This window comes from Rhodococcus sp. NPDC079359 (assembly GCF_040702585.1).
Taxonomy (GTDB): Bacteria; Actinomycetota; Actinomycetes; order Mycobacteriales; family Mycobacteriaceae; genus Rhodococcoides.
On sequence record NZ_JBFBLH010000001.1, the window covers coordinates 531,516 to 557,521 of the forward strand.

Here is a 26,006-nt window from a genome sequence, read left to right on the forward strand (position 1 = left end):
GGAAGTCCGTGAGCAAGTCCGGTAGTCGGCTTTTCACCAGCGAGTCCGTCACAGAGGGTCACCCCGACAAGATCTGTGACGCCATCAGCGATTCCATTCTCGATGCTCTGCTGACGGAGGATCCGCGTGCCCGTGTGGCCGTGGAGACTCTGGTCACGACCGGCCAGGTGCATGTCGCGGGTGAGGTCAACACCACCGCATACGCCGACATCCCCAAGATCGTGCGCGAGAAGGTGCTCGAGATCGGGTACGACTCGTCGGCCAAGGGGTTCGACGGAAATTCGTGCGGTGTCAACGTCGCGATCGGCGCGCAGTCTCCCGAGATCGCTCAGGGCGTCGATCACTCGCACGAGGCCCGAGTCGAGGGACTGTCCGACGACGAGATCGACCGTCAGGGCGCGGGGGATCAGGGGTTGATGTTCGGCTACGCCAACACCGACACTCCCGAGCTGATGCCGCTGCCGATCGCGTTGGCGCACCGGCTCTCTCGGCGACTGACCGAGGTCCGCAAGAGCGGAGTGCTGCCGTACCTGCGTCCGGACGGCAAGACGCAGGTGACGATCGAGTACGACGGTGACAATGCCGTTCGTCTCGACACCGTCGTGATCTCGACTCAGCACGCAGCCGACATCGATCTCGACAACCTGCTCACTCCCGACATTCGTGAGAAGGTGCTGGGCTCGGTGCTCGCCGAGTTGGACGTGCCGACACTGGACACGTCCAACGTGCGTCTGTTGGTCAATCCCACCGGAAAGTTCGTCCTCGGTGGACCGATGGGCGACGCCGGACTGACCGGCCGCAAGATCATCGTCGACACCTATGGCGGCATGGCACGGCACGGTGGCGGTGCGTTCTCCGGCAAGGACCCGTCCAAGGTGGACCGCAGTGCTGCGTACGCGATGCGCTGGGTCGCGAAGAACGCTGTTGCTGCCGGTCTCGCCGATCGCATCGAGGTCCAGGTGGCGTACGCCATCGGCAAGGCGGCACCGGTCGGGTTGTTCGTCGAGACGTTCGGCACCGAGAAGACCGATCCCGCGCGCATTCAGGCGGCGATCAGCGAGGTGTTCGACCTGCGTCCCGGTGCCATCATTCGTGATCTGGACCTGCTGCGACCGATCTACGCGCCCACCGCGGCGTACGGTCACTTCGGCCGCACCGACATCGATCTTCCGTGGGAGTCCACCGACCGCGCCGGCAAGCTCCGGGAGGCTGCCGGACTCTGAGTTCGGTTTCGACCGTTCTGCACGTACCCTGCTCGCACCGACTCGGTGCTCCGACATCGAGTGTGGGGTGAGAATCGAGGAGGAGGTGCGGTGGCGGGCGTAGCGCGGGTGGCGGCGTCGGATCTCCCGATCGCGCGCATTCTTCCGATGTTGCCGCTGCCGCATCTCGACCGCGAGTTCGACTACCTCGTGCCCGAAGAGGTGAGCAATGATGCTCAGCCGGGTGTCCGAGTTCGGGTGCGGTTCGCGGGCCGGCTGGTCGACGGTTTCGTGCTGGCCAGACTGGCCGAGACCGAGCATTCCGGCAAGCTCGGCTGGCTCGATCGGGTGGTGTCCGCGGAGCAGGTTCTGACTCCGGAGATCGCTGAACTGGCCGTGGCGGTGGCCGATCGATACGCCGGGACCAGGGCGGACGTGCTGCGGCTGGCGATCCCGGCTCGCCACGCCCGAGTCGAGGCGGAACAGACACCCGCCGTCGAGCCCCCGGCCGAGCCCGACATCGACCGGGCAGCCTGGTCGGCCTACACCCACGGCTCGAACTTCCTCGAGGCGTTGGCGTCGGGACGCATACCGCGCGCGGTATGGCAGGCGTTGCCCGGTGAGCTGTGGCCGGTGCGGTTGGCGGAGGCCGCCGCCGTGACCGTGGCCGGCGGTCGGTCCGCGGTGGTCGTGGTGCCCGATCAGCGAGACCTCGATCGTCTGGAGACGGCCTGCACGGCTCTGCTCGGTGCCGACCGGGTGGTGGCGCTGTCGGCCGGTTTGGGCCCGGCGAAGCGGTATCGGCAATGGTTGCGTGGTCTGCGATCGGGCCCGGTCGTCGTGGTGGGGACACGAAGCGCCGTGTTCGCTCCGGTGTCCACTCTCGGCATGATCGCCATCTGGGACGACGGTGACGACAGTTTCGCCGAGCCCCGTTCGCCGTATCCGCATGCCCGAGAAGTGGCGTTGCTGCGAGCGCACGTCTCCGCAGCCGCGGTGGTCATCGGCGGACATGCGCGGACAGCGGAGGCGGAAGCTCTCGTGGATTCCGGTTGGGCACACGACCTGGTGGCTCCACGTGAGCTTGTCCGTGAGCGTCAACCCCACGTGGTGGCCTTGGCCGACTCGGACCATGCGCTCGCGCGGGATCCGGCAGCCCGTGTCGCCCGGTTGCCCGCGATCGCGTTCGAGGCGGCGCGGGCCGCGCTGAAGGCCGATTCGCCTGTGCTGGTTCAGGTTCCGCGCGGGGGCTATGTGCCGTCACTGGCGTGCGCGAAGTGTCGACATCCGGCTCGGTGTCGCCGGTGCAACGGTCCGTTGGCGCTGCCGTCGGCCCCGGGGAGCGACGGAGCAGGGAGTCCGACGTGCTCGTGGTGCGGAATCGCAGACACCGCGCATCGGTGCACGGTATGCGGATCGCGCAACCTGCGTGCGGTCGTGATCGGCGCGGGCCGCACCGCCGAAGAACTCGGACGGGCATTTCCCGGTGTACCGGTTCACAACTCGGGAGGCGCCGCCGTGCTCGACGCCGTCCGACCCGGTGCCGGTCTCGTCGTGTCCACCGTCGGTGCCGAGCCGACGGTCGACGGTGGATACGGTGCGGCCCTCTTGCTGGACGGCTGGGCCCTGCTCGGCCGGGCAGACCTGCGCGCGGCCGAGGAGACACTGCGTCGGTGGATGACCGCCGCCGCTTTGGTTCGGCCGGGCACGGCAGGCGGCCGAGTGGTCGTCGTCGCCGAGTCCGAGATACCCACGGTGCAGGCACTGGTTCGCTGGGACCCGCTGTGGCACGCCAGAAGTCAGTTGGACGAGCGAGTGGAGGTACGGTTCCCGCCTGCCGTGCACGTTGCGGCCGTCGACGGAACCACCGATGCGATCACCGCGCTGGTGGAGAGCGCAGATCTGCCCGAGTCGGTGGAAATACTCGGTCCGGTCGATCTGCCGGACGGCCAACGGGCGCCGGCGGGCGGCGGTGAGGACGCACTTCCCGGTGATGTGCAGCGGTTGTTGATACGCGTGCCGCGCAGCACCGGGGCGGCGTTGGCGCGGGCACTGGCCACCGCGCAGGCATCGCGCAGTGCCAAGAAACTCGGCGGCGGAGTGCGGGTCCAGATAGACCCGATTCGAATCGGCTGATTCCGCCGTCCCGGCTCGACGTGGCCTAGGGTTGCCTCGGGGCGGCGCACGGGGCGCCGATGAAAGGTGGGTCGGGGACATGAAGAGAAGGCAGCTCTTTCGCCGTGCGACAACAGGTTTGGCAGTGGTGATCGGTGCCCGTCTGGCCGCACCTGCCACCGCCGACGCCCTGCCCGGTACCGGCTCGGCGCAGCCACCGACACCGACCGTTCCGTTGGACCGACTGCTACGGATCGTGTCCCTGTCACACGTCAACGATCCGGCGCTCACCCCGATCTTTCCCGGCGATCCCGAATTCTCGCTCGAGACGGCGTTCACCGTCGCAGACGACGGCTTCTACCTCCAGTACGTCAAGGAGGGCGAGCACACCGGCACGCACTGGGGCGCACCCGCGCACTTCCAGGAAGGTGGGCTGACCGCCGACCAGCTCGATCCGGAGGATCTGTTTCTGCCCGCGGTGAAGATCGACATTCGTGATCGGGCGGCGGCCGACGCCGACTACGCCGTGACCGTGGCCGACCTGCAGAACTGGGAAGCAGTCAACGGTGCCATTCCGCCAGGGGCGGCTGTCGTTCTGTGGACCGGATGGGCGTCACGCTGGGGGACCGATGCGTACGCCAACGCGGACGCGGACGGTGTGACGCACCAACCCGGGTTCTCTCCGGAGGCAGCACAGTGGTTGATCGACACGGGCAGGCTAGCCGAAAGAGGTGCCCTCGGCACCGACACCTTCGGGCCCGATCTGGGCAACGACGACACCTATCCGGTGTCGGTCAAGCTCTACGACCGGCGTCGGATCAGCCTGGAGAACCTGACCAATCTGGAGTCGATTCCTACCACGGGTGCCTACGTTCTGGTCGGCGGCCCGATCAACCGAGCCGGATCCGGTTCACCTGCAACCATTTTCGGCCTGGTCCCCAGGGTCGCCTGATCGGAGGTGCTCGGCACCGCGGTGAGTGCACCCGCGGTGTCGTAGGCGTAGATGCCGGCCTTGCCCTCGCGTTTGGCCTCGTACATCGCTCGATCGGCCAGCCGCATCAGCTCGTCCTCGTCGGCGGTGTCGGAGCCGGCCACGGTCGTGGTGTCGTGGGGTGTGCGGTCGAGCTGACCGATCTGCACCACGCCCACGCACACGCCGACCGACACCGAATGGCCGTCGATCTCGTGGGCGGTCCGCATCGTCTCGGCGATGCGGACCGCCGTCGCGCGACCGGCATCGAGGTCGGCGTACACCAGGGCGGTGAACTCGTCGCCGCCGAAGCGCGCCACTACTCCGTCCACGACGCATCGGTCGAGGCGGCGTGCAAGTTCGACCAGTAGTCGGTCGCCGCCACCATGTCCGAATCTGTCGTTGACGCTCTTGAAGTCGTCGAGGTCGATCAGGAGCAGGACGGCGCGGCCCCGGCCCGCTCGGGCGTCGTGCACCGCCGCCCGAAGGTGCTCGTCGAACGACGACCGGTTGAGCAATCCGGTCAGCCCGTCGTGATGCGCGCGGTACGTCAACTCGGCCTGCGCCCGAGTCAGGCTCCGCAGCAGATTGTCGTTCTGCACCAGGGTGATCACCTGGCGAACGAGTGAGAGCAACACCACTGCAACCCCGAGTACCACCACAGTCGAGTCCAGCGCCCCGGTCTGCACACGCAGTATCGCCAACACGATCCCGATCGCACCCATGAGTGCGTACGGCAACAGCAATTGCGTTCTCGCGCCGGTGACGGCCTCGGTGCAGTCCGACTCGGTGGGCTCCGATCCGTACGGCGACGAGCCGTGTGTCGACGAGTCACGCGGTGCCGGGTTGTCGTCCACGGTCCTCGGGGCAGCGGCCGCGAGGGCGATGAGCGCTGTGCCTGCGATGAATCCGCCGTCGGTCAGAACCGGCATGAAGTCCGCACCGGTGGCGACGAGATACGCGTAGATGCTGTCGGATATCGCCATCATGAGGATTCCGGTGCCGAGCAGGGTGAGCTGCGTCCGATATCGCGCGGCGATCCTCGGGATCACGGCGAGCAGCACGATCATGGCCACGAGTACCAGGTCGGTGATGGGGTACATGATCGCCACCAGGAACTCGATCGAGTCGGATTCCGACGAATGCACGACCGCGCCGAGCACGGTTGCCCAGGAGAGAACGAAGAGCGACCCGACGACGACGGCCCCGTCGAGCAACGACATCACCCAGACATGGCGTGCACTCGAGGCAGCCCGCCAGGGCGAAGGGCCGACGAAGGCCAGCAGGGCAGGCACGGCGAAGATCGGGAAGAGAAAGAATCCGACGTCGGCGACGGACGCGGTCGGCAGCGGCATGTCGAGAGCGGATCGATAGAAGGCCCAGACCGCCATGCCTGCACTCCAGCAGGCCATTCCGGCGGCCATCAGAACGCGCCACTGCCGTTCGGTGCCCGTTCTTCTCGAGGCCGTCCGCCAGCAGACGATCGTCGCGGTGATACCTCCCGCGAGCTGTGCGATGTCGTCGATCAATACGGAGGTTCGTTGGCCGAGAACGTCGGAGCCGGCGAGCAGGACGATGGCGAGGACGCATCCGAGCACGACGGTCACGCGTCGCCTCGTCGATCCGGCCATACGGCCTCCCTCGTTGGTGCGCGAGCGCGGTTGCGCGAGCGCGGTAGAGCCGGCCGCTGTTTCGGTCCGTTGGACGAGAGCTCGTACCGACCGCGTCATCCTAGCGAGCGTGAGCCATCCGGGGCGCGTTCCTCGCAGTCGGGAAACGTGGAGGTTGCCTCTGGACCTTGCCAAAGATCTATTGTCGATATATCGTCGACATGTCAATCGATACGAAGGAGCAAGACATGAATTACGCATTCGAAGGATTCGCACACGAATTCGGACGTCGCGCAGGAGCACGTCGACACATGCGTGGCGCGCCGTTCCAGATGTGGGTCGCGCAGAGTGAGGACCGCGGCCCGTCGGACGATCACGGTCCACGAGAGCGCGGCCGCGGCAGGAGAGGTCACGGTGAACGGAGCAGGCACGGTGCCGGTGGGCCGTTCGGACGGGGACCGGAAGGCATGCGCCCCGGCTTCGGTCCCGGTGGTTTCGGGCCGAACGCAGATTTCGGTCGAGGTCGCGGTCGGGGAGGGCGAGGGCGTCGCGGGGACGTGCGCGCTGCAATCCTCCTGCTGCTCGAGGAACGTCCGATGCACGGATACGAACTGATCCAGCAGATCGCCGAGAAGAGCAACGGCACCTGGAAGCCGAGCCCGGGCTCCATCTATCCGGCTCTGTCGCAACTCGAAGACGAGGGCCTGGTCCTCATCGACAAGGTGGCCGGTCGCAAGACCGCTGCACTGACCGACGAGGGTCGAACGCATATCGAGGCCCATCGTGCCGAACTGGGCAGCCCGTGGGACGACGTGGCAGAGTCCGTCGGAGTCGACGCCCGGGATCTGCGGGCGCTCATCGGCCAGTTGATGGGCGCAGCCGGTCAGGTCGCCGGAGTGGGCACACCGAAACAGGTGGAGCAGGCCGCCGAGATTCTCACCGAAGCCCGCAGGTCGCTGTATCGGATACTCGCCGAGGACGGTTCGACCGATCGAGATCCCGACGACACGGTCGACGCCCCCGACGCGCCGTGACCGGCAGGTGCGGAATCGTCCGCAGTGCTCGCGACTCCCTAGGATGGACACCCGAGATCCTTTCGTCCATCCCAGGGAGTTGCTCGAGTGCGCGTCGTCTTTGCCGGTACACCGGAGCCCGCGGTCCCGTCGCTGCGGGCACTGCTCGAGTCCGAACGCCACGAGGTGATCGCCGTGGTGACTCGGCCCGACGCCGCTGCCGGTAGAGGTCGCAAGACGATGCGGTCACCGGTCGGGCAGCTGGCCGACGAGCACGGAATCCCCGTGTTCACGCCCGCGAAGCCCTCGGATCCGGTTTTCGTCTCACAGCTCACCGAACTCGCACCCGACGTGTGTCCGGTGGTCGCGTACGGGGCACTGCTGCCGCAGCCGGTGCTGGACATCCCTCGCTTCGGCTGGATCAATCTGCACTTCTCGTTGCTGCCCGCGTGGCGAGGTGCCGCGCCGGTACAGGCCGCCATCGCCGCAGGCGACGAGATCACCGGTGCCTCCACCTTCCTGCTCGACGCGGGAATGGACACCGGCCCGGTACTCGGCGTCGTCACCGAGCGGGTACGCGCAACCGACACGACAGGGGACCTGCTCACCCGGCTGGCGTCGAGCGGAGCGGACCTACTCGCTGCCACCCTCGACGCGATCGAGGACGGGACGGCATCGGCGCATCCGCAGCCCGAGGACGGGATCTCCTACGCGAGCAAGGTCAGCGTCGACGCCGCACGCATCGACTGGACGCGGTCTGCTGCATTCGTCGATCGGCACATCAGATCGGTCACCCCCGCACCTGGCGCATGGACGACGATCGGTGAACTCCGCGTCAAGATCTCACCGGTTCAGCACTCCGAGGACACGCTCGCGCCAGGTTCGATCGAGGTGCGCAAGTCCGGCGTGCACGTCGGAACGGGTACGACGGCAGTGGTTCTCGGCGAAGTTCAACCGCAGGGCAAGAAGCTCATGAAGGCACTCGACTGGGCGCGCGGCGCTCGGCTGGACGATACGGCGGTAGCGCGATGACAGAACCCGACAGGCCTCGAAAGCGCGAGTCGAGTCCGGCCCGAAAGACCACCAAGAAGTCGCCCGGTGCGCGTGGTCCGAAGGGAAACCGGCCCCCGCAGGGCGGGGGACCTCGTGCCGTCGACGCGATAGATCCGGCCCGTCGCGCGGCCAGGGACGTGCTGAAGGCCGTTCGCGAGCGGGATGCCTACGCCAACCTCGTGCTGCCCGGTTTGCTGCGAGAGCGCAAGCTGGACTCACGCGACGCGGCACTGGCCACCGAACTCGCGTACGGCGCGTCCCGAGCGCGTGGTGTGCTCGACGCCGTGATCGCCCACGCCGCCGGTCGGCCCGCCGCCGAGATCGACGGACCACTACTCGACATTCTGCGGCTCGGCTCATACCAACTGCTGCGTACCCGGGTGGCTCCTCACGCCGCCGTCGCCACGTCGGTCGACCTGGCTCGGTCCGAATTCGGTTCCGGCAAAGCAGGTTTCGTCAACGCCGTATTGCGGCGCGTGTCCGAACGCACGGCGGCGCAGTGGGTCGACGAACTTGCGCCCGAGGCGGGGGTCGATCCCGTCGGTCACCTCGCGTTCGAGTACGCGCATCCCAAGTGGATCGCGCAGGCCTTCGCCGATGCGCTCGGTGCCGACGCCGGTGAACTCGCCGCTGTCCTCGAGGCCGACGACGCGCGCCCCTCGGTGCATCTGGTCGCCCGGCCCGGTGAGATCTCCGCCGAAGAACTGGCGCTGATCACCGGGGGAGAAGAGGGGCCCTATTCGCCGTACGCCGTGCACCTCGACGGCGGTGATCCCGGCAAGATCGACGCCGTCCGTGACGGGTTGGCCGGAGTGCAGGACGAAGGCAGTCAACTCGTCGGCCGGGCGCTCACCCTGGCACCGCTCGTCGGCGAGGACGGTGGCCGGTGGCTGGACCTTTGCGCTGGACCGGGCGGTAAAGCTGCCCTGATCGGTGCCATCGCCGAGATCGACGGTGCCACGGTCGACGCCGTCGAACCGACCCCGCACCGAGCCGATCTGGTGTCGAAGACGACGAAGGATCTTCCGGTGACGGTGCACACCGTCGACGGTCGAGCGTCCGGACTCGACGGCGGCTACGACCGAGTGCTCGTCGATGCGCCGTGCACCGGACTCGGTGCCCTGCGCCGCAGGCCCGAAGCACGCTGGCGTCGACAACCTTCCGACGTGGCGGCACTCGTCACACTGCAGAAAGAACTGCTGGCAGCGGCAATAGAGCTGGTTCGCCCCGGTGGGGTGGTGCTGTACTCGACCTGCTCGCCGCATCTGTCCGAAACCACGGCCGTCGTCGCCGACGCGATCCGCCGCTACGGCGTCGAGCCGCTCGATACCCGTGAGCTGGTGCCGGGCGTGCCACAACTCGGTGACGGTACGTCCGTGCAACTGTGGCCGCACCGACACGGCACGGATGCAATGTTCATGGCGGCGCTGCGTAAACCGATGTGACCAGCAAACCGATGTGACCGGAAAGCCGATGTGATCAGTCGCCGGCCAGGAACGTCTCGGCCACATCCTTCGGGGCGTAGACGAGCCAGCCGTCGACGATCAGTTCTCGCAGTTCGTCGTCGCCGGTGTTGTCGATGTCGACCAGAACGGCGGCGAACCCGTCGAAATGCGGGATGGTGAAGCACGCCCGCGGGTGGGCTGCGAGGATGGCTTCCTTTTCGTTCAGATCAGCGGTGCGGACCGCGAGGATCGGCCCGCTGGGCGGGATCTCGCTGCCGAATCGCTTCAGATCGGCCTTGCTGAACGGCCGAATCCACGCGAACACGTTCTTGCCCACCGACCACGCCGGATGGCCGTACCGAACACCCTCGGTGACCTCGGGCAACTCGGCGATCACCGTCGCCGCGTAATCCATGGTGGTCATGGGCGAACGATACCGGCTGGGCTAGGCTCGTCAATCGTGGTTTCCCCGATGATTGCCCCCTCGATCCTGTCCGCTGATTTCGCTCGTCTGGCTGCCGAAGCCGAGGCGGTGGCCGGAGCCGACTGGCTGCACGTCGACGTCATGGACGCGCACTTCGTGCCGAACCTCACCCTGGGTCTGCCGGTAGTGGAGAGCTTGCTGAAGGCGACGAACATCCCCCTCGACTGCCACCTGATGATCGAGGACCCGGCCCGCTGGGCTCCGCCCTACGCCGAGGCTGGGGCGTACAACGTCACTTTTCACGCCGAGGCAACCGACGACCCGTCAGCCGTGGCACGCGATATCCGCGCCGCGGGTGCGAAAGCGGGCCTGTCCGTCAAGCCCGGAACACCCATCGAGCCGTACCTCGAGATCCTGCGCGACTTCGACACCCTGCTGGTGATGAGCGTGGAGCCGGGCTTCGGCGGACAGTCGTTCATGCCCGAGGTGCTCTCCAAAACGAAAGCTGTTCGGGCACTTGTCGATTCCGGTGATCTCAGACTGATTGTGGAAATCGACGGCGGCATCAACTCCGACACGATCGAGCAGGCCGCGGAGGCCGGAATCGACTGTTTCGTGGCCGGATCTGCCGTCTACAACACCGCCGACCCTGCGGTCGCCGTGCGCGACCTCCGAGCCCGCGCCGCCCGCGCATCACACCACCTGTCGTAATGAACGGCCGGGGCGCAGCACTGTCCGTCGCGGACGCCATGGCCCTCGCCGTCGAGGCATCCGAAGCCGCCCGGGGCATCAGCAGTCCCAACCCCCCGGTCGGCGCGGTGATCCTCGATGCCGACGGCATCGTCGTCGGCATCGGTTCGACTCGCCCGCCCGGCGGGCCACACGCCGAAATCGTCGCGCTGGCCGAGGCCGGGGACCGAGCTCGCGGCGGTACCGCGGTGGTGACCCTCGAACCCTGCAACCACACCGGCCGCACCGGACCGTGCTCACAGGCCCTGATCGCTGCAGGCATCGCCGCGGTCGTGCACGCCGTCGCAGATCCGAATCCGCTCGCATCGGGCGGCGGGGTAGCCCTGCGAGCGGCGGGCATTCGCGTCGACCAGGGGACCGGCGAGACCGAGGTGCGGCAGGGGCCGCTGCGAGCCTGGTTGCACAAGCAACGCACCGGGCGGCCGCACGTGACGTGGAAGTATGCCGCCACCCTCGACGGACGTAGCGCGGCTGCGGACGGCACGAGCCAGTGGATCACCGGACCGCAGTCCCGGGCGCACGTTCACGCCGAACGGGCCAAGCTCGACGCGATCGTCGTCGGTTCCGGGACCGTCTTGGCCGACGACCCGCGCCTGACCGCACGACGTCCCGACGGGACCCTTGCACCCCACCAACCGGTGCGCGTCGTCGTCGGATCGCGGCCGATTCCGTCGACCGCGGCAATCCGTGGATCCGACGCACCCACCGTGTTCCTGGACACACACGATCCCGCCGCCGTGATCGACGCTCTGCACGAGCACACCGACATCCAGCTCGAAGGCGGTCCGACGTTGGCCGGAGCGTTCCTCGCCGCGGGGCTCGTAGACCGCGTCGTGGCGTACGTCGCGCCGGCCGTATTGGGCAGCGGGCCCGCAGCGGTGGAGAATGCGGGTATCGGAACAATTGCCGACGCAATTCGGTTCCGCACGGAGACAGTGACCATGATCGGCAACGACATTCTGATCGGCGTCGTGCCCGAAGGAGCGAAGTAGATGTTCACCGGAATTGTCGAAGAGCTCGGCGAGATCGTGGCCAAGGACGAACTTCCCGACGCCGCGCGGTTCACCGTCCGCGGACCGGTGGTGACCTCCGATGCAGGCCACGGCGACTCCATCGCCGTGAACGGCGTCTGCCTGACCGTCGTCGAGGTGCTGCCGGACGGCGGATTCACCGCCGACGTCATGCAGGAAACTCTGAACCGCTCCAGCCTCGGTGCCCTCGACGTGGGCAGCCGCGTCAACCTTGAGCGGGCAGCCGCGCTCGGCAGCCGTCTCGGTGGGCACCTGGTGCAAGGCCATGTGGACGGCACCGGGACCATCATCGGCCGGTCCCCGTCGGAGAACTGGACGGTCGTGCGCATCGCGTTGCCCACCTCGGTCGCACGCTACGTCGTCGAGAAGGGCTCGATCACCGTCGACGGCGTCTCGCTCACCGTCTCCGGACTCGGCACCGACGACGGTGCGCACTGGTTCGAGATCTCGCTGATCCCCACCACCCTCGACCTGACCACTCTCGGCACGGCCGAGGTCGGAACGCCGGTCAACCTCGAAGTCGACGTCATCGCCAAGTACGTGGAGCGGCTGCAGACGATCGACGCGCAGTAAGTACTGTTGACGTGCACGCAATCGATGGTGCATCGGAGAATTTCCAGGGCGCTGAGCCAGGCCCGAGACGTATGGAGCACACCGTGGTGACCAGGTTCGACAGTATCGAGCGCGCAGTTGCGGACATCGCTGCGGGCAAAGCAGTGGTGGTCGTCGACGACGAGGACCGCGAGAACGAAGGCGACCTCATCTTCGCCGCCGAGAAGGCCACCCCCGAACTGGTCGCCTTCATGGTCCGCTACACCTCCGGTTACCTGTGCGTTCCGCTCTCCGGTGAGGACTGCGACCGCCTGGGCCTGCCACCGATGTTCGCCACCAATCAGGACAAGCACGGCACCGCGTACACCGTCACCGTCGACGCCCGCGAAGGCATCGGCACCGGAATCTCGGCCTCCGACCGGGCGGCCACGATGCGACTGCTCGCCGATCCCGACACCGGAGCCAACGACTTCACCCGACCAGGCCACGTCGTACCCCTGCGCGCCAAGGACGGTGGAGTGCTGCGTCGCCCCGGCCACACCGAGGCGGCCGTCGACCTCGCCCGCATGGCAGATCTGAGGCCTGCAGGCGTCATCTGTGAAATCGTCAGCCAGAAGGACGAGGGCGCGATGGCACAGACCGACGAACTGCGCGTCTTCGCCGACGAACACGACCTCGCTCTCATCTCCATCGCCGACCTCATCGCCTGGCGTCGCAAGCACGAGAAGCACGTCGTTCGCGTCGCCGACGCCCGAATCCCCACCAGCCACGGCACGTTCCGCGCTGTCGGCTACCAGAGCATCTACGACGAGGTCGAGCACGTCGCGCTCGTCCGCGGCGACATCGCGGGCCCCGACGGGGACGGCAACGACGTGCTCGTTCGAGTGCACTCCGAGTGCCTCACCGGCGACGTGTTCGGATCACTGCGCTGCGACTGCGGACCACAGCTGGACGCGGCGCTGGAAATGGTCGCCGCCGAGGACCGCGGCATCGTGCTGTACATGCGCGGACACGAAGGTCGCGGCATCGGTCTGCTGCACAAGCTCCAGGCCTACCAACTCCAGGACGCAGGCTCCGACACCGTCGACGCCAACCTGCAGCTCGGACTCCCCGCCGACTCGCGCGACTACGGAATCGGTGCCCAGATCCTCGTCGACCTCGGCGTGTCCTCGATGCGGTTGCTGACCAACAACCCCGCCAAACGAGTGGGACTCGACGGCTACGGGTTGCACGTCACCGAGCGAGTGCCGATGCCGTTGCGCGCCAACGCCGAGAACCTCACCTACCTGCGCACCAAGCGCGACCGCATGGGCCACGACCTCACCGGGCTCGACGACTTCGAAAATGGGACCACCTCATGAGCGGCGAAGGCGAACCCACCCTGCAGCTGGCAGGCGCGAGTGATCTCAAGCTGGCGATCGTGGCCGGTCAATGGCACCAGAAGATCTCCCAGGCGCTGCTCGACGGTGCACTTCGCAAAGCCGAGTCGGCGGGGATCGAGGACGTCACGGTCATCCGTGTCGCCGGAGCCATCGAACTGCCCGTCGTCGCGCAGGCGCTGGCCCGCAACCACGACGCCGTCGTCGCTCTCGGCGTCGTCATCCGTGGGGGCACACCACATTTCGAGTACGTGTGCGACGCCGTGACGGCCGGGCTGACGCGTGTCTCGCTCGACGAGGGCACTCCGGTCACCAACGGTGTGCTGACCACCAACGACGAGCAGCAGGCGCTCGATCGCGCCGGACTGCCCGGTTCGTTCGAGGACAAGGGCGCTCAGGCCACGGCGGCCGCGATCGACACGGCGCTGACTCTCAAGCACCTCCGCCAACCCTGGACGAATCAGGAGTTCACGTGACCGGCAGCGCACCGTCCGCCGAGTGGGACATGGTGGTGAAGTCGCGTAAGTCGGCCCGCTACGCCATCGCGACCGCGGTACTGCTCGTGGTGGCTCACTCGACCGTCGCCGTCCTGCTGCGAGTGTCGCCGACCGGGGTGTACTTCAGAACCGCCGACCAGCTCGCGATGGCGGGAATCGGAGTCCTTCTGGGAGGCCTGGCACTGGTGCTGACGCGCCCGCGCATTCGCGTCGGGCCGGCCGGTGTCGCGGTACGGAACCTGTTGTCGGAGCGTCTCATCGAGTGGGATCTGGTGCGTGGCCTGTCTTTCCCGGACGGAGCCATGTGGGCCAGAGTCGACATTCCCGACGACGAGTTCATCAACGTGATGGCCATCCAGTCCAACGATCGTGACCACGCGGTCGCGGCGGTGAGACAGTTCCGCACCCTCGAACGCAAGTACGCGCCCGCCGCCTCCGTTCCGGACATCGAGGTCGATCGGGACTGACGTCGGACCTCCGCACCACAGCTGAGCTGCGGATGCGGAGAACGTCGGACCCGACGGCTAACGTGGTTGCCGTGTCCGACCCCGCTACCTACCGCCCGGCCACCGGAACCATCCCGGTGGAGCCGGGGGTGTACAAATTCCGCGATCCGCACGGTCGCGTCGTCTACGTAGGAAAGGCCAAAAGCCTCCGCAGTCGGCTCAATTCCTACTTCGCCGACATCGCCTCGCTGCATCCTCGCACCCGCCAGATGGTGACCACCGCGGCGTCGGTGGAGTGGACCGTGGTGACCACCGAAGTCGAGGCCCTGCAGCTCGAGTACAACTGGATCAAGGAATTCGATCCGCGGTTCAACGTTCGCTACCGCGACGACAAGAGCTATCCGATGCTCGCGGTGACGATGAACGAGGAATACCCCCGGCTGTTCGTCTACCGCGGACCGAGGCGCAAGGGCGTGCGGTATTTCGGCCCCTACGCGCACGCGTGGGCCATTCGGGAGACGCTGGATCTTCTGTTGCGGGTGTTCCCCGCGCGCACGTGCTCGACCGGAGTGTTGAAGCGCCACAGTCAGATCGGCAGACCCTGCCTGCTGGGATACATCGACAAGTGCTCGGCACCGTGCGTCGGCCGAGTCAGCGCCGACGAGCATCGGCGCACCGTCGAGGACTTCTGTGACTTCCTGGCCGGTAAGACGGACAAGCTCGTTCGTCAGCTCGAGAAGAAGATGCAGGCTGCGTCCGAGGACCTCGATTTCGAGACCGCCGCGCGTCTGCGAGACGACGTCGGTGCGCTGCGTCGAGCACTGGAGAAGCAGGCAGTGGTGCTCGGCGACGGCACCGACGCCGATCTCGTCGCCTTCGCCACCGATGCCCTGGAAGCGGCAGTTCAGGTATTCCACGTCCGCGGCGGCCGTGTGCGAGGGCAACGCGGCTGGGTGGTGGAGAAGGCAGGCGAGGTGATCGAACGCCAGGACGAGGCCGATCTGCCCGCTCTGGTCGAACAGTTCCTGACGCAGTTCTACGGCGAGCAGGCCGCCCTGTCCGCACAGGCACCGGGCGGCGACGACGGTGGATCCAATGCCGTCCCGAGGGAAGTACTGGTTCCGGTCCTGCCGGACAACGCCGACGAGGTTCAGGTCTGGCTCAGTGAACTCCGGGGCTCGAACGTGACCTTGCGCGTTCCGCAACGCGGCGACAAGAAGGCGTTGGCCGAGACCGTCGAGCGCAACGCCAAGGAGGCCCTGCAGCAGCACAAGCTCAAGCGTGCAGGCGACTTCACGTCCAGATCGGCTGCGCTGCAGGGTATTCAGGAGGCGCTGGATCTGGATTCCGCACCACTGCGTATCGAGTGCATCGACATCTCCCACGTGCAGGGAACCGACGTGGTGGCCTCGCTCGTCGTCTTCGAGGACGGACTGCCCCGCAAGAGCGACTACCGCCACTACGCGATCAAGGAAGCGGCAGGCGACGGGCATTCCGACGACGTGGCGAGCATCGCCGAGGTGACTCGTCGCCGATTCCTGCGACATTCGGCCGACGGTACGGCCGAGGGGACAGGGGGCGATCTGGCCCCCGAAGCGGCCTTGGATCCGCAGACCGGCAGACCACGAAAGTTCGCGTATCCACCCAACCTCTTCGTCGTCGACGGCGGTGCCCCTCAGGTGGCCGCCGCCGCAGCGGTACTGGACGAGCTCGGCGTGACCGACGTCGCTGTGGTCGGTCTGGCGAAGCGTCTCGAGGAAGTATGGGTTCCGGGGGAGGAGGATCCGGTCATCCTGCCGCGCACGAGCGAATCGCTCTATCTGCTGCAACGGGTCCGAGACGAAGCGCACCGGTTTGCGATCACGTTCCATCGCAGCAAGCGATCACGGCGGATGACGGCGTCGGCCCTCGATTCGGTTCGCGGACTCGGTGAGTCGCGTCGAACAGCGTTGGTGGCACACTTCGGTTCGGTCGCCAACCTCAAGCGTGCGACGGTCGCGGAGATCGTCGAGGTTCCGGGAATCGGAGAGACCACGGCCAAGTCGGTGCTGGCCGCGCTGGGTTCCGACACGGACGACGCCGATGTAGGCGATGATGGCAACGCAAGTGCAACGACATCGGGCGAGAACACGGCGGAACATGCGATCGCACCGCGTGTGGAATCGGCGGGACAGGCTTCGTAGTGAGCGAACACCAGACACAGAGACATCCACCGTCCGAAGAACACCTCGAGCAGTCCATCGAGGGGGAGTCGCAGCACGACGAGATCGAGGTGGCGTTGGTCACCGGGGTGTCCGGCGCAGGATTGCGCACTGCGGCCAAGATTCTCGAGGATCTCGGCTGGTACGTCGCCGACAACCTACCGCCGGAGCTCATCTCCAAGATGGTCGATCTCGGACGCGAGTCCAAGCCCAGAATCGAGCGTCTGGCACTGGTGATGGACGTTCGAAGCCGCCTGTTCACCGGCGATCTGGGCTGGGTGGTGAAAGAACTCGACTCCAAGGGCGTGCGCAACAGAGTGCTCTTCCTCGACGCGTCCGACGCCGTGCTGATCCGTCGATTCGAGTCCAACCGGCGTAGCCATCCCCTGCAGAACGACGGTCAGGACGGAACGCTGACCGAGGGCATCACCGCCGAACGGTTGCGACTCGCTCAGGTCAAGGCAGCTGCGGATCTCACGGTGGACACCACGTCCCTGTCCGTGCATCAACTCCGGCGCAAGATCGAGACGGTGTTCGGTGCGGCCGAGACCACAGGAGTGGGCGTCACCGTGCAGTCGTTCGGCTTCAAGTACGGCCTGCCGATGGACGCCGACCTGGTCTGCGACGTGCGCTTTCTGCCCAACCCACACTGGGTGCCCGAGCTGCGCGAACACACCGGCCAGGACGCGGACGTTCGCGATTACGTGTTGGGGCAGGACGGGGCACGCGACTACCTGCAGACGTACACGCACCTGCTGAATCTGACCATCGAGGGATACGTGCGGGAAGGCAAGAGGTACATGACGGTGGCCGTTGGCTGCACCGGAGGAAAGCATCGAAGTGTCGCGATGACCGAGGCACTGGCGGCAATACTCGCCGACCAGGGTGATGTGTCGGTGCGCGTGCTGCATCGGGATCTGGGTCGCGAATGAGCGAGGTCGACACCGAAGTACCGGCAGCGGGCCCCAGGATCGTCGCGCTCGGCGGCGGGCACGGCCTGTACGCCACGCTGTCGGCGGCCCGGCTGCTCGGTCCCGACGTCACCGCCATCGTCACGGTCGCCGACGACGGGGGATCCTCGGGGCGTCTGCGGGCCGAGCTCGGCGTCATTCCGCCCGGAGACCTGCGCATGGCACTGGCTGCGCTGGCACGATCGGACGAGAGGACGCAGCTCTGGACGGACGTCCTGCAGCACCGCTTCGGCGGCACGGGCGCTCTGGCCGGACATTCGGTGGGCAACCTCATCCTCGCCGGCCTCACCGAGGTACTGGGCGATCCGATCGCCGCACTCGACGAGATGGTGCGGATGCTCGGAATCGACGGACGGGTGCTTCCGATGTCGCCGATCGCACTCGACATCGAGGCCGATGTCTCCGGTCTGGAGGACGACCCACGCGTGAGCCGCGTCATTCGCGGACAGGTTGCGGTGGCGACGACTCCGGGCAAGGTTCGCCGCGTTCGACTGTTGCCACCCGAACCGCCTGCCTCGGCGGATGCACTCGCTGCGATCGAGAAGGCCGACCTCGTGGTGCTCGGACCGGGATCGTGGTTCTCCAGCGTCATCCCGCACGTGTTGGTGCCCGATCAGCTCGCCGCGCTCGCTCGCACGAGCGCGCCGAAGGTACTGGTGTTGAACCTCGCACCGGAGCTGGGGGAGACCACCGGATTCTCCGCCGAGCGCCATGTCCACGTACTCTCCCAACACGCACCGGATTTGGGAATCGACTACGTGTTGGTCGATTCCGCCTCGGTCCCGGAAGGCAGCAACCGCGAGCACGTGGCGCGGGCAGCGGCCCGGCTCGGTGCCGAGGTCGTTTACGTCGACGTTGCCGAAAACGGCACCCACGCACATCATTACGGCAAGCTTGCTGCGGCTCTCGGTTCCATCGTGTCGTCCACCGACGGCACCGCACCGACTACCGCACGCAGAGAGGGGATCACTTCGTGGCCATGACAGCGGAGGTCAAGGACGAGCTGAGCAGGCTCACCGTCAGTCAGGTCAGTTGCCGCAAGGCCGAGGTGTCCGCACTCCTGCGATTCGCCGGTGGATTGCACATCGTGGCAGGCCGAGTGGTGGTCGAGGCAGAGGTGGACCTCGGGTCCATTGCGAGACGGCTGCGTCGGGAGATCTTCGAGCTGTACGGCTACTCCTCCGACGTGCACATGCTCGGAGCGGGCGGGCTCCGCAAGACCTCTCGCTACGTGGTGCGCGTGGCCAAGGACGGCGAGGCACTGGCGCGGCAGACCGGCCTGTTGGACCTGCGCGGTCGCCCGGTTCGCGGCCTGCCCGCCCAGGTGGTCGGCGGCACGGTGGGGGACTCCGAGGCGGCATGGCGGGGCGCATTCCTGGCGCACGGTTCACTCACCGAACCGGGTCGGTCCTCGTCTCTGGAGATCAGCTGCCCGGGTCCCGAGGCAGCTCTCGCGCTCGTCGGAGCCGCTCGACGCCTCGGCGTGGCCGCCAAGGCACGCGAGGTCCGCGGCACCGATCGAGTGGTCGTCCGCGACGGCGAGGCGATCGGGGCACTGCTCACCCGCATGGGCGCACAGGACACCCGGCTCATCTGGGAAGAACGACGGATGCGACGCGAGGTCAGGGCCACCGCGAACCGGCTCGCCAACTTCGACGACGCCAACCTGCGCCGCTCGGCCAGGGCCGCCGTCGCCGCCGCAGCGCGCGTCGAGCGGGCCCTGCACATCCTCGGCGAGGATGTGCCGGATCATCTGGCCGCCGCGGGCTCGCTCCGAGTGCAGCATCGCCAGGCGTCGCTCGAGGAACTCGGCCAGTTGGCCGACCCGCCGATGACCAAGGACGCCGTGGCAGGCCGAATTCGACGCCTGCTGTCCATGGCCGACCGCAAGGCGAAGGAAACCGGAATTCCGGACACCGAGTCCGCCGTCACCGCCGAGTTGCTCGACGAGGCATGACCGGCCCGATCACGTGATGCGCGCGCTCTGCCTGCGCGCACACTAGGGTGGGAACCGCGTGTGGCACCCCGCACGCAGGCACAATCAGACATCTGCTTTCACAACTTTTAGGAGCGAACAGTGACGATCCGGGTAGGCGTCAACGGCTTCGGCCGCATCGGGCGTAACTTCTTCAGGGCTGTCGATGCGCAGAAGGCGCTCGGTACCACCGACATCGAAATCGTTGCTGTCAACGACCTGACCGACAACGCATCGCTCGCACACCTGCTCAAGTACGACTCGATCCTGGGTCGCTTGCCGCACGATGTCTCGCTCGAGGGCGAGGACACCATCGTCGTCGGTGGCCAGAAGATCAAGGCGCTGTCGCTGCGTGAGGGCCCGTCCGCACTTCCGTGGGGTGACCTGGGTGTCGACGTCGTCGTCGAGTCCACCGGCATCTTCACCGACGCTGCGAAGGCACAGGGCCACATCGACGCCGGTGCCAAGAAGGTCATCATCTCCGCGCCCGCCAAGGGCGAGGACATCACCATCGTGATGGGCGTCAACGACGACAAGTACGACGGCAGCCAGAACATCATCTCCAACGCGTCGTGCACCACCAACTGCCTCGGCCCCATCGCCAAGGTTCTCGACGACGAGTTCGGCATCGTCTCGGGTCTGATGACCACCATTCACGCGTACACGCAGGACCAGAACCTGCAGGACGGCCCGCACAGCGATCTGCGTCGCGCCCGCGCCGCAGCCCTGAACGTGGTGCCGACCGGCACCGGCGCGGCCAAGGCCATCGGCCTGGTTCTCCCGCAGCTGCTCGGCAAGCTCGACGGCTACGCGCTTCGGGTACCGATCCCCACCGGCTCGGTCACCGACCTGACTGCGCTGCTGAAGAAGAAGGCCAGCGCCGACGACATCAACGCCGCCATGAAGGCCGCAGCCGAGGGCCCCCTCAAGGGCATCCTGAAGTACAACACCGATCCGATCGTCTCCTCGGACATCGTCACCGACCCGCACTCGTCGATCTTCGACGCGCCGCTGACGAAGGTCATCGACGACCAGGTCAAGATCGTCTCCTGGTACGACAACGAGTGGGGCTACTCCAACCGCCTCGCCGACCTCATCGGTCTCGTCGGCAAGTCCCTCTGACACCGATGGCTGTCAAGACACTGCAGGATCTGCTCGATGCCGGTGTCGAAGGCCGTGGCGTCCTCGTGCGATCGGACTTCAATGTCCCGCTCGAGGACGGCACGATCACCGACCCCGGCCGCATCCAGGCGTCGATCCCGACTCTCCGGGCACTGGTCGAGGCGGGTGCCAAGGTCATCGTGACCGCGCACCTCGGTCGTCCCGACGGCAAGCCGGACGCGAAGTACAGCCTGGCTCCGGTCGCAGCGAAGCTCGGCGAACTGCTGGGCCGCCACGTTCAGCTCGCGGGCGACGTGGTGGGTCAGGACGCCGAGGCTCGGGCCGAGGGTCTGACCGACGGCGATGTGCTGCTGCTCGAGAACATTCGCTTCGATCCGCGCGAGACCAGCAAGGACGAGTCCGAGCGAGCTGCTCTGGCTCGTGAGCTCGTTGCTCTGGCCGGCGACGACGCAGCATTCGTCTCCGACGGATTCGGCGTCGTGCACCGTAAGCAGGCATCGGTCTACGACGTGGCGCAGTTGCTGCCGCACTACGCGGGCACTCTCGTCGCTGCAGAGGTCGAGGTGCTGGCCAAGCTCACCGAGGACGCCGCGCGTCCGTACGCGGTGGTGCTCGGCGGCTCCAAGGTCTCGGACAAGCTCGGCGTCATCGAGGCGTTGGCCCCCAAGGTCGACACCCTCGTCATCGGCGGCGGTATGGCGTTCACTTTCCTTGCCGCGCAGGGGTATTCGGTCGGCAACTCGCTGTTGCAGGAGGATCAGATCGAGGTCTGCAAGGACCTGCTCGAGCGTTTCGGCGACGTGATCCACCTGCCCGTCGACATCGTCGTCGGAGACAAGTTCGCGGCAGACGCCGAGGCGAAGACCGTGAAGGCATCCGAGATTCCGGACGGCTGGATGGGTCTGGACATCGGACCCGATTCGGTCAGCCGCTTTGCTGTCGTCCTCTCGAATGCCAAGACCGTCTTCTGGAACGGACCGGCCGGAGTGTTCGAGTTCGACAAGTTCTCGGCCGGCACCAAGGGCATCGCCGAAGCGATCATCGGAGCCACCGAGAAGGGCGCGTTCAGCGTCGTCGGTGGCGGCGACTCGGCCGCGGCGGTACGCACCCTCGGACTGCCCGACGACGGCTTCTCGCACATCTCCACCGGCGGCGGTGCATCCCTCGAATACCTCGAAGGCAAGCAGCTCCCCGGCCTATCCGTCCTGGAGGCGTAACGCATGGCACGTAAGCCGCTCATCGCGGGCAACTGGAAGATGAACCTCAACCACCTCGAGGCCATCTCGCTGGTGCAGAAGATCGCATTCTCGTTGCCCGAGAAGTACTTCGACAAGGTCGACGTGACGGTGATCCCGCCGTTCACCGACATCCGCAGCGTGCAGACCCTGGTCGAGGGCGACAAACTCCTGCTCACCTACGGTGCACAGGACGTCTCGTCCGAGGACAAGGGTGCCTTCACCGGTGAGATCAGCGGATCGATGCTGGCCAAGCTGGGGTGCACCTTCGTCGTCGTCGGTCACTCCGAGCGACGCACGCTGCACAGCGAGGACGACGCCGTCGTGCTCGCCAAGACGAAGGCGGCCCTGAAGAACGGGCTCACCCCGATCGTGTGCATCGGCGAGGGTCTGAACATCCGTGAGGCCGGCGAGCACGTGGCCTACAACGTGGCACAGCTGCGCGGGTCGCTCGAAGGACTGTCGGCCGACGACATCTCCAAGGTCGTCATCGCCTACGAGCCGGTATGGGCCATCGGTACCGGCCGGGTCGCGTCGGCGTCGGACGCTCAGGAAGTGTGCGGTGCCATTCGTGAGGAACTGAAGGCGCTGTCCTCGGACGAGGTCGCCGCGGGCGTGCGAGTGCTCTACGGCGGCTCGGTCAACGCGAAGAACGTCGGCGAGATCGTCGGACAGCCCGATGTCGACGGTGCCCTCGTCGGTGGCGCTTCGCTCAAGGCGGACGAGTTCGCCACGTTGTCGGCCATCGCCGCAGGTGGACCCCTGCCCTGATCGGCCATCGGCAACGCTGTACCGAACGGTTTTCGGACACCTCGCTTCGGCGGGGTGTCCGAAGCCGTTCGCGGGGCCAGGTAGGCTGCTGAAGGCATCGAATCGAGTTTGAGGTGGACATGGATCTGTTTCTGGATATTCTGCTGGTCGTCACCAGCCTGGCACTGATCTTGCTGATCCTGCTGCATCGCGGCAAGGGCGGCGGATTGTCCAGCCTGTTCGGTGGCGGAGTCCAGTCCAGCCTCTCCGGTTCCACCGTTGTCGAGAAGAACCTCGATCGCCTCACGGTCTTCACCGGCATCATCTGGCTCATCGCCATCCTCGGTATCGGTCTGGAGATCAAGTACACCTGATCGGATTCGGCTCCGAGTGCGAGTTGGTGACGGAGCGACGATACTGGGTGGATGAGCGAATCCTCCTACGAGTCAGTCGGTTCCCCAGCCTTCGTCCCACCGACAGCTCAGGGTCGGGAGTTGACAGAGCCTCTCCGTGAGGACATCCGCTATCTGGGCGGCATCCTGGGTGAGATCATTCGCGAGCACGAGGGCGACGACGTCTTCGAGCTGATCGAGTCGGCTCGCGTCGAATCCTTCGCGGTACGCAGGTCGGAGATAGAACGCGACGATTCCGTCGGTCGCTACACCGACGTCGAAGTGGCACAGGCAGTTCCACTGATTCGCGCGTTCAGTCACTTCTCGCTGCTGGCCAATCTTGCCGAGGATCTGCACCGCGAACGTCGTCGAGCGATTCACCTCGATCGCGAGGACCCGCCACAGGACAGCAGTCTCGACGCCACCTGGCTCAAGATCGATGCCGCAGCACCGTCGCGTGAGCAGGTGGCCGCGGCCCTGACAGATGCGTTGGTCGCGCCGGTGATCACCGCGCACCCCACCGAAACACGTCGACGCACCGTGTTCGATGTGCAGTCGAAGATCACCGAGCTGATGCGGCGCCGCGATGTCGCCGCTGCGGCACGTGAGGGCAAGGCCGCCACTGCGGCGAAGGAACTGGCCGCCATCGACGTGCAGATCCGCAGGCAAGTACTGACCCTGTGGGAGACGGCTCTGATTCGGTTGTCGCGGTTGAGGATTCAGGACGAAATCGAGGTCGGCCTCCGGTACTTCGAGTCCTCCCTGTTCGATGTCATGCCGGCGTTGAACGCCGACGTGCGGGCAGCGCTGCGGGCACGGTGGCCCGAGGACGATCTACTGCCTCGACCCATTCTCCGGCCCGGTTCCTGGATCGGCGGCGACCGCGACGGCAATCCGAATGTGACCGCAGAGGTGGTCCACACCGCGACCCATCAAGCGGGATACGTGGCGTTCGAGCATTACCTCGACGAATTGGTCGCGCTGGAGAAGGAACTGTCGATGTCCGCGCGTCTGGTGGATGTCACCGAGGATCTCAAGGCGCTGGCCGGCGCATCGACCGAGCCGGACGACCGTCGATCGGACGAGCCGTATCGCGTCGCCGTCGCCGGTATCCGGGCGCGGCTCACGGCCACCGCCCGGGCTGTGCTCGACGCGGTGCCGGTCTCCGGGATCGACCTCGGTGCGCAGAAGTACGCCGGTCCGCAAGACGTTCTCGACGACCTCGACGTCATCGATCGGGCTCTGCGGGCCGACGGGGATGCATTGATCGCCGACGATCGTCTGCTCCGGCTTCGGCAGTCGGTCGAGACGTTCGGATTCCATCTGCAGGCGTTGGACATGAGGCAGAACTCCGAGACACACGAAGAGGTGGTCGCCGAGCTGTTGGCCTGGGCCGGTGTCCACTCCGATTACATGTCCCTCGGGGAGGACGAGCGGGTCTCGGTTCTGTCGCAGGAACTTGCGACCAGGCGGCCGCTCGTCGGCCCCAACGCGCAGCTCAGTGAGCTCGCCACCAAGGAACTGGGCATCGTCAGGGCCGCCAAGGAGGCCATCGACCACCTGGGCCCCGACACCATCCAGAACTACATCATCAGCATGTGTCAGTCGGTCAGTGACATGCTCGAAGCGGCGTTGCTGCTCAAGGAAGCAGGCATCTTCGACCCCGGCACCGACGGCTCGGCACCCACGTCGACGGTGGGTGTCGTGCCACTGTTCGAGACCATCGAGGATCTGCAGCAGGGTGCCGCGACCCTGCTCGCCACGCTCGACGTTCCGATCTATCGCGCGCTGGTCGCTGGGCGCGGCATGAACCAGGAAGTCATGCTGGGGTATTCGGACTCGAACAAGGACGGTGGATACCTCGCGGCGAACTGGGCGCTGTACCGCGCCGAGTTGGATCTGCTCGAGGCCTCACGCAAGACGGGTATTCGTCTGCGGCTCTTCCATGGTCGCGGCGGTACGGTCGGCCGCGGCGGCGGTCCCAGCTACGACGCGATCCTGGCGCAGCCGCCCGGAGTGGTACAGGGATCGTTGCGGCTCACCGAGCAGGGCGAGATCATCGCGGCGAAATACGCCGAGCCGTCCATGGCGCGCCGAAACCTCGAGTCTCTGGTTGCGGGAACTCTCGAATCGACTCTGCTGGATGTGGAGGGTCTCGGAGACGGCGCAGAAGCCGCATACGACATCCTGGACGACCTCGCCGCGAAGGCGCGTGCGGCCTACGGCCGGCTGGTGCACGAGGAGCCCGGTTTCGTCGAGTACTTCCGAACGTCGACGCCGGTAGCCGAGGTCGGTGAGCTGAACATCGGCTCCCGTCCGGCATCGAGAAAGCCGACGAACTCGGTGTACGACCTGCGTGCCATTCCTTGGGTGATGTCGTGGAGTCAGTGCCGCGTGATGCTGCCCGGCTGGTACGGCACAGGTTCGGCATTCGAGGAGTGGGTCGGCGACGACGATTCCAAGCTCGAGGTGCTGACCGAGCTGTATCGAAAGTGGCCGTTCTTCCAGACCGTTCTGTCCAACCTCGCGCAGGTCATGGCCAAATCGGACTTGGGCATCGCGGCTCGGTACGCGGAGTTGGTTCCCGACGCGGACCTGCGCGCGCGGATCTTCGGGATGATCGAAGCCGAACATGCCACGACGGTGCGGATGTACCTGAAGATCACCGGTCACAGTCGTCTGCTCGAAGACAACCCGTCGCTCGAGCGCTCGGTGCACAATCGCTTCCCGTACCTCGAGCCGCTCAATCAGATGCAGGTCGAGATGCTGCGTCGATACCGCAACGGTGACGACGACGAACGGGTCAAGCGAGGAATTCTGCTGACGATGAACGGTCTCGCGACGGCGCTGCGCAACAGCGGTTAGCCACGCAC

Annotated in this window: 23 protein-coding genes; 21 read left to right on the forward strand and 2 right to left on the reverse strand. The window is 66.6% G+C overall.

Annotated elements, in window-relative coordinates:
- Positions 1 to 8: 8 nt before the first annotated feature.
- The 3 genes from metK (at position 9) to AB0362_RS02575 (ending at position 4,269) form a co-directional block, all read left to right on the forward strand.
- A complete protein-coding gene (metK, locus tag AB0362_RS02565) occupies positions 9 to 1,223 on the forward strand; it encodes a methionine adenosyltransferase (protein ID WP_037189390.1) in 1,215 nt (404 codons plus the stop codon).
- A 147-nt stretch (positions 1,224 to 1,370) separates the two neighbouring features.
- Positions 1,371 to 3,338, forward strand: coding sequence for a primosomal protein N' (locus AB0362_RS02570; protein WP_366234974.1), 1,968 nt, complete (start codon positions 1,371 to 1,373; stop codon positions 3,336 to 3,338).
- 79 nt (positions 3,339 to 3,417) lie between these two features.
- Positions 3,418 to 4,269 carry a cyclase family protein gene (locus tag AB0362_RS02575; protein ID WP_317784675.1) on the forward strand — a complete coding sequence of 284 codons (852 nt, stop codon included), beginning with the start codon at positions 3,418 to 3,420 and terminating at the stop codon, positions 4,267 to 4,269.
- On the opposite strand, the gene AB0362_RS02580 is transcribed toward AB0362_RS02575, so the two are convergent.
- Entirely contained in the window at positions 4,185 to 6,017 is a 1,833-nt protein-coding gene (locus tag AB0362_RS02580) for a diguanylate cyclase (protein ID WP_366234755.1), read from the reverse strand. The genes AB0362_RS02575 and AB0362_RS02580 overlap by 85 nt on opposite strands.
- Positions 6,018 to 6,208: 191 nt before the next feature.
- Between AB0362_RS02580 and AB0362_RS02585 the strand changes: the two genes are divergently transcribed.
- The 3 genes from AB0362_RS02585 to AB0362_RS02595 all read left to right on the forward strand — a co-directional run bounded on the left by AB0362_RS02585 (position 6,209) and on the right by AB0362_RS02595 (position 9,408).
- Positions 6,209 to 6,931: a PadR family transcriptional regulator gene (locus AB0362_RS02585; protein WP_317784739.1), complete on the forward strand. Its 723-nt coding sequence runs from the start codon at positions 6,209 to 6,211 to the stop codon at positions 6,929 to 6,931.
- An 87-nt stretch (positions 6,932 to 7,018) separates the two neighbouring features.
- Positions 7,019 to 7,942 (forward strand): methionyl-tRNA formyltransferase, encoded by a 924-nt coding sequence (gene fmt / locus AB0362_RS02590; RefSeq protein WP_366234756.1) that lies wholly within the window; start codon positions 7,019 to 7,021, stop codon positions 7,940 to 7,942.
- Entirely contained in the window at positions 7,939 to 9,408 is a 1,470-nt protein-coding gene (locus tag AB0362_RS02595; RefSeq protein WP_149405838.1) for a transcription antitermination factor NusB, read from the forward strand. Before fmt ends, AB0362_RS02595 begins: the two co-directional genes overlap by 4 nt.
- Before the next feature lie 34 nt (positions 9,409 to 9,442).
- Here the strand turns inward: AB0362_RS02595 and AB0362_RS02600 are convergent, their stop codons facing one another.
- Complete coding sequence (locus AB0362_RS02600) at positions 9,443 to 9,832, reverse strand: MmcQ/YjbR family DNA-binding protein (RefSeq protein ID WP_366234757.1); 390 nt, start codon at positions 9,830 to 9,832, stop codon at positions 9,443 to 9,445.
- Between the two features lie 36 nt (positions 9,833 to 9,868).
- Between AB0362_RS02600 and rpe the strand changes: the two genes are divergently transcribed.
- The 15 genes from rpe (at position 9,869) to ppc (ending at position 25,998) form a co-directional block, all read left to right on the forward strand.
- Positions 9,869 to 10,543, forward strand: a complete 675-nt coding sequence (gene rpe, locus AB0362_RS02605; protein ID WP_366234758.1) for a ribulose-phosphate 3-epimerase — start codon at positions 9,869 to 9,871, stop codon at positions 10,541 to 10,543.
- The gene (gene ribD / locus AB0362_RS02610; protein ID WP_366234759.1) at positions 10,543 to 11,574 is read left to right on the forward strand and encodes a bifunctional diaminohydroxyphosphoribosylaminopyrimidine deaminase/5-amino-6-(5-phosphoribosylamino)uracil reductase RibD; all 1,032 of its coding nucleotides are present in this window, start codon (positions 10,543 to 10,545) and stop codon (positions 11,572 to 11,574) included. Before rpe ends, ribD begins: the two co-directional genes overlap by 1 nt.
- Positions 11,575 to 12,186, forward strand: coding sequence for a riboflavin synthase (locus AB0362_RS02615; RefSeq protein ID WP_366234760.1), 612 nt, complete (start codon positions 11,575 to 11,577; stop codon positions 12,184 to 12,186).
- An 86-nt stretch (positions 12,187 to 12,272) separates the two neighbouring features.
- Positions 12,273 to 13,526, forward strand: coding sequence for a bifunctional 3,4-dihydroxy-2-butanone-4-phosphate synthase/GTP cyclohydrolase II (locus AB0362_RS02620; RefSeq protein WP_149405834.1), 1,254 nt, complete (start codon positions 12,273 to 12,275; stop codon positions 13,524 to 13,526).
- Positions 13,523 to 14,020 carry a 6,7-dimethyl-8-ribityllumazine synthase gene (gene ribH, locus AB0362_RS02625; protein WP_032398003.1) on the forward strand — a complete coding sequence of 166 codons (498 nt, stop codon included), beginning with the start codon at positions 13,523 to 13,525 and terminating at the stop codon, positions 14,018 to 14,020. The genes AB0362_RS02620 and ribH overlap by 4 nt, the downstream gene beginning before the upstream one ends.
- Before the next feature lie 29 nt (positions 14,021 to 14,049).
- The gene (locus tag AB0362_RS02630; protein WP_068050542.1) at positions 14,050 to 14,508 is read left to right on the forward strand and encodes a PH domain-containing protein; all 459 of its coding nucleotides are present in this window, start codon (positions 14,050 to 14,052) and stop codon (positions 14,506 to 14,508) included.
- Between the two features lie 71 nt (positions 14,509 to 14,579).
- On the forward strand, positions 14,580 to 16,670 hold the full coding sequence (uvrC, locus tag AB0362_RS02635) for an excinuclease ABC subunit UvrC (RefSeq protein WP_317784679.1): 2,091 nt from the start codon (positions 14,580 to 14,582) through the stop codon (positions 16,668 to 16,670).
- A 56-nt stretch (positions 16,671 to 16,726) separates the two neighbouring features.
- On the forward strand, positions 16,727 to 17,620 hold the full coding sequence (rapZ, locus tag AB0362_RS02640) for an RNase adapter RapZ (RefSeq protein ID WP_094642373.1): 894 nt from the start codon (positions 16,727 to 16,729) through the stop codon (positions 17,618 to 17,620).
- Positions 17,617 to 18,642 (forward strand): uridine diphosphate-N-acetylglucosamine-binding protein YvcK, encoded by a 1,026-nt coding sequence (gene yvcK / locus AB0362_RS02645; RefSeq protein WP_149405832.1) that lies wholly within the window; start codon positions 17,617 to 17,619, stop codon positions 18,640 to 18,642. The genes rapZ and yvcK overlap by 4 nt, the downstream gene beginning before the upstream one ends.
- Positions 18,633 to 19,616: a DNA-binding protein WhiA gene (gene whiA, locus AB0362_RS02650; RefSeq protein WP_366234761.1), complete on the forward strand. Its 984-nt coding sequence runs from the start codon at positions 18,633 to 18,635 to the stop codon at positions 19,614 to 19,616. The genes yvcK and whiA overlap by 10 nt, the downstream gene beginning before the upstream one ends.
- A 120-nt stretch (positions 19,617 to 19,736) precedes the next feature.
- Positions 19,737 to 20,756: a type I glyceraldehyde-3-phosphate dehydrogenase gene (gene gap / locus AB0362_RS02655; RefSeq protein ID WP_032365753.1), complete on the forward strand. Its 1,020-nt coding sequence runs from the start codon at positions 19,737 to 19,739 to the stop codon at positions 20,754 to 20,756.
- 5 nt (positions 20,757 to 20,761) lie between these two features.
- Positions 20,762 to 21,973: a phosphoglycerate kinase gene (locus AB0362_RS02660; RefSeq protein WP_121869930.1), complete on the forward strand. Its 1,212-nt coding sequence runs from the start codon at positions 20,762 to 20,764 to the stop codon at positions 21,971 to 21,973.
- Between the two features lie 3 nt (positions 21,974 to 21,976).
- Positions 21,977 to 22,762, forward strand: coding sequence for a triose-phosphate isomerase (gene tpiA / locus AB0362_RS02665; protein WP_068050527.1), 786 nt, complete (start codon positions 21,977 to 21,979; stop codon positions 22,760 to 22,762).
- Between the two features lie 119 nt (positions 22,763 to 22,881).
- Positions 22,882 to 23,115: a preprotein translocase subunit SecG gene (secG, locus tag AB0362_RS02670; protein ID WP_068050526.1), complete on the forward strand. Its 234-nt coding sequence runs from the start codon at positions 22,882 to 22,884 to the stop codon at positions 23,113 to 23,115.
- A 51-nt stretch (positions 23,116 to 23,166) separates the two neighbouring features.
- Positions 23,167 to 25,998 carry a phosphoenolpyruvate carboxylase gene (ppc, locus tag AB0362_RS02675; RefSeq protein ID WP_149405831.1) on the forward strand — a complete coding sequence of 944 codons (2,832 nt, stop codon included), beginning with the start codon at positions 23,167 to 23,169 and terminating at the stop codon, positions 25,996 to 25,998.
- Positions 25,999 to 26,006 lie beyond the last annotated feature (8 nt).